Source organism: Nocardia sp. NPDC060259, from assembly GCF_042728775.1.
In the GTDB taxonomy this organism is placed as follows: Bacteria; Actinomycetota; Actinomycetes; order Mycobacteriales; family Mycobacteriaceae; genus Nocardia.
On record NZ_JBHXAY010000191.1, the window covers coordinates 1 to 3,679 of the forward strand.

General features: G+C 69.6%; 2 protein-coding genes. One reads left to right on the forward strand and one right to left on the reverse strand.

What is annotated here, in order from left to right; translation table 11 throughout:
• Positions 1 to 41: 41 nt before the first annotated feature.
• Positions 42 to 803, reverse strand: a complete 762-nt coding sequence (locus tag ACFWF2_RS33435; protein ID WP_379311479.1) for a glucose 1-dehydrogenase — start codon at positions 801 to 803, stop codon at positions 42 to 44.
• Positions 804 to 1,328: 525 nt separating this feature from the next.
• Here ACFWF2_RS33435 and ACFWF2_RS33440 point away from each other — a divergent pair.
• Complete coding sequence (locus ACFWF2_RS33440) at positions 1,329 to 3,632, forward strand: Hsp70 family protein (RefSeq protein ID WP_379311480.1); 2,304 nt, start codon at positions 1,329 to 1,331, stop codon at positions 3,630 to 3,632.
• Positions 3,633 to 3,679: the final 47 nt, after the last annotated feature.

Below are 3,679 nucleotides of genomic sequence, written 5' to 3' on the forward strand. Positions count from 1 at the left end.
CCGCTACGTCGTCCGCATGCGACGTAGCGGGCCTTCGGCGTTCACTGCGCGGTGAAGCCGCCGTCCACCGTGACCGCGGCTCCGGTGACGAAGGACGCCTCGTCGCTGAGCAGGAACGCGCACAGTGCCGCGATCTCCTCAGGCTTGGCTATCCGCCCGATCGGGTGCAGCGCCGCGATCGCCGCCTCGCCCTCCGGGGTGGCCCCCATCGACGCGCGGAACGCCGGAGTGTCGACCGCGCCGGAGACGAGCGCGTTGACTCGCAGGCCCGCCGCCGCCGTCTCCAGCGCCACCGACCTGGTGAGCCCGACGACGCCGTGCTTGGCCGCCACATACGGCGCCACCGACGCCATGCCGACGACACCGAGGTTGGACGCGTTGTTCAGGATCGTGCCGCCGCCGGAGCCGATGATCGCGGGCACCTGGTGCCGCAGCCCGTGGAACACCCCGGTCAGGTTCAGGTCGAGCTCGGCGCGCCACGCCGCGTCGTCGATCTCGGCGACCGAACCGAACGCGGTGACCGCGCCCGCGTTGTTGAACGCCGCGTCGAGCCTGCCGTACTCGGTGAGCGCGGCCTGGGTGAGGCGTTCGACATCGGCGTCGACCGTGACGTCGGTGGGAACGAACAGCGCGCGTCCGCCCGCCGCGCGGATCTCCTCGGCGACCTGCTCGCCCTGATCCTTGCCACGGGACCCGAGGACCACGGCGGCGCCCTCGGACGCGACCCGCTGCGCGACCGCCTTGTCGATGCCGGAACCGGCGCCGGTGACGAGGACGACCTGGTCGGCAAAACGAGTGGACATAGTTATTCCCTTCTCTCCCTTGCTATTCGGAGTTCGACTCGGCGTCTCTCCGCGTTTCGAGTCAACCGCGGCGAGCAGGGCTGTGCTGGCGGGTATCGGCCGTGACGTTGACGCGTCATAGGCTTCGGCGCGTACTTCGATATGCGGCACTGCAATGCGGCGATATTCGAAATCCGCTAGGCAGTAATTGAATTGATTACCAGTCGGTAAGTGCATTAATCGGTGGCCATAACAGACCGAGAGAATGTATTCACTAGGGGCTCAAGTCGATTACTCGCGAGTAGCTGGCTCTCGGAGTCTGCCAGTCGCTTCGGAAGCGTTCAGGGGACTGGACGCTTGTCCGTATACCTAGTAACCTGCGAAAATCTCCCAACAAGGGTCAAAGGTCACGTCTTTTGTATCAATCAGGCAGCAATTCGGCTTTGTGCCGGTTAATCTGTGCGAGCTGTTTGGAAGACGACCGCGGCCACATGGTGCGCTCGCGTGCTGGACGTGGTCACGGTGCGTTGACGGGATAGCAAATACATGACCAGAGGTCTGGGCTTAAGCATCGGTACGGTCAATGCGATTACGGCGGTAGTAGCCGATGATCCGGCCAAACCGGCGGTGCGCGCACGGCGTACCGCACTCACCTTCGACGACGCGGGTCGGCCCCGCATCGGAGCGATCAACGAATTCGCCTCGGCGGTGACGGATTTCGCGGACCTGGGCCGCGAGCCGGAGCCGATGGTGATCGGTGGCCGGTTCTACTCGGCGACCAACCTGATCGCCGCGGTCGTCACGGGGCTGATCGAGCTGGCCGAACCGGCCGCCGGCGCCGTATTGACGTATCCGGCAGTGTATTCCGACAAACAGGTCGGGCTGCTCGGGCAGGCGCTGCACCTGGCAGGCGCCGGACAGGTGCTGCTCGTGCCGGAACCGGTCGCGGCCGCGGAGTGGCTCGAGGTCGATCAGGGGCCGTTGGCTCCGGGTTTCGTCCTCGTCTACGACCTGGGTGCGAACAGTCTCGACCTCACCGTTCTGCGCGTCGGGCCGGACTGGCCGCATCATCCGATGGTCGGAACTCCGATGCGCTCCACCGATTTCGGTGGCAAGCCGCTGGGTGAGATGGTCGCCCGCTACGCCGGTTCGCCCCGGTCGCGCCGCGCCACGCAGGCGCTCACCTCGATGGTGAACATCGACGCGCTGCGCTCCGAGCACATCCGCGACACGTTTCCACTGGTCAGCAAGAGCGTGGCCGCCGCGGGCCTGCGCCTGGCCGATCTCTCGCGCATCCTGGTAGTCGGCGGTGCTTCGCGTCCGCCCGAGGTCGCGCGCACGCTGGCCGAACTCGGCGTCCCGCTGGTCACCGTCGCAGACCCCGGCCAGGTGATCGCCTCCGGCGCGGCAGCCTTGGCGGCCCGCACATTCGCCCCCGTGCAGCAGGGCGGCTCCGCGGCGCCGCATGTCGCCGTGTTCTCCAGCGCGGCAGTCGTCTCCGCGCTCGCCATGTCGGCGATGACGGTGTTCGGCAGCCCCTTCGACCCCGGCCTGACCCCGGTCCTCGACCGTTTCCCCGCCCTCGGCGCCCCCGCCGAAGCACTGCTCTACGACATGAGCGCCGACCTCGTCGCCGCCCAGAACTCCGGTCTGCTCGGTGCCGTCGACCCACTCACCGGCCGGGTACGCGTCGCAGCCGCCGTCGCCGCGCAGACGGCCTACGAAATGATCGTCGCCCCCGCGAACGCCGGCCGCGACACGACCCGCACCGGCGGCGAGCGCGGCGGCCCCAGCCACAGCGACGACTGTCGTTCACCGCTGGCCAGGACCACCTACGGCGACCCGGCCCGCTTCATCAACCCCCTGCCCTTCTACCTCGGGACGCCCTCCCAGAACGCCCCGACCAACCCGGGCACTCCCGGGCACCCGGGACCGGTCACCGGCCCCGGCTCGGGCACCCCTTCGATCCCCACGCCGGGTACACCCACCGAACCCGGTGCCACGACTCCCGGCACGGCGCCCGCCCCCACCTCGCCAACGGGCGGCACGACATCGCCCTCCACCGACACCTCGGGATCCGCCGGCGGAAGCGGCACGGGCACAGCCCCGTCCGGCACGACCGGCGGCACCGAAACCAGCGGCACGACCCCCGGGGGTACCTCGCCCGGCGAAACAGCCGGCACCGGCTCGACCGACGGCGGCGCCCCCAGCGGTGGCACAACGGGTGGCACCGAGAGCTCAGCAGGCGGTGCGTCCGGCGGCACCACGGGCGACACCTCCGGCGGCGCGTCGGGCGGTGAGACCAGCGGTGGTGAATCCAGCGACGGATCGGACAGCGGTGCTTCCGGCGGTGGTGCGTCAGGCGGTGAAGATTCCGGTGGTGGCGCGTCAGGCGGTGGCGCATCTGGTGGTGGTACCTCGGGTGGTGGCGCATCTGGCGGCGGAGCCTCGGGTGGTGGTCATTCCGGTGGCAGTGCTTCCGGCGGAAGTGACTCGGGCGGTGGTGCTTCGGGCGGTGGCGCTTCCGGTGGTGGCGCCTCAGGCGGCGGTGCTTCGAGCGGTGGCGCTTCCAGTGGCGGTGCGTCCGGCGGTGGTACATCGAGTGGCGACTCCAGCGGAAAAGCATCCCCCGGCGGGGCATCGTCGGGTGGCGCCTCTTCCGGTGGCGCGTCGTCCGGTGGCTCAAAGGTCGGCGGCGGTGGCGCCGGTGGTGGTGGCGTCGGTGGTGGTGGCGTCGGTGGTGGTGGCGTCGGTGGTGGTGGCGTCGGTGGTGGTGGTGGCGGCGTCGGCGGTGGCGGCTTCGGTGGTGGTGGCTTCGGCGGCGGGGGAGGCGGCGGTTTCCGCCGCTGAGGTGACCACCAGCCTCATTCAGCTGGAGAATCTTTCCGGTACACGGC

Excerpts from the sequence above, each read along its gene's own strand:
- ACFWF2_RS33435 (WP_379311479.1), bottom strand. The coding sequence starts at position 803 with ATGTCCACTCGTTTTGCCGACCAGGTCGTCCTCGTCACCGGCGCCGGT.
- ACFWF2_RS33440 (WP_379311480.1), top strand. The coding sequence starts at position 1,329 with ATGACCAGAGGTCTGGGCTTAAGCATCGGTACGGTCAATGCGATTACG.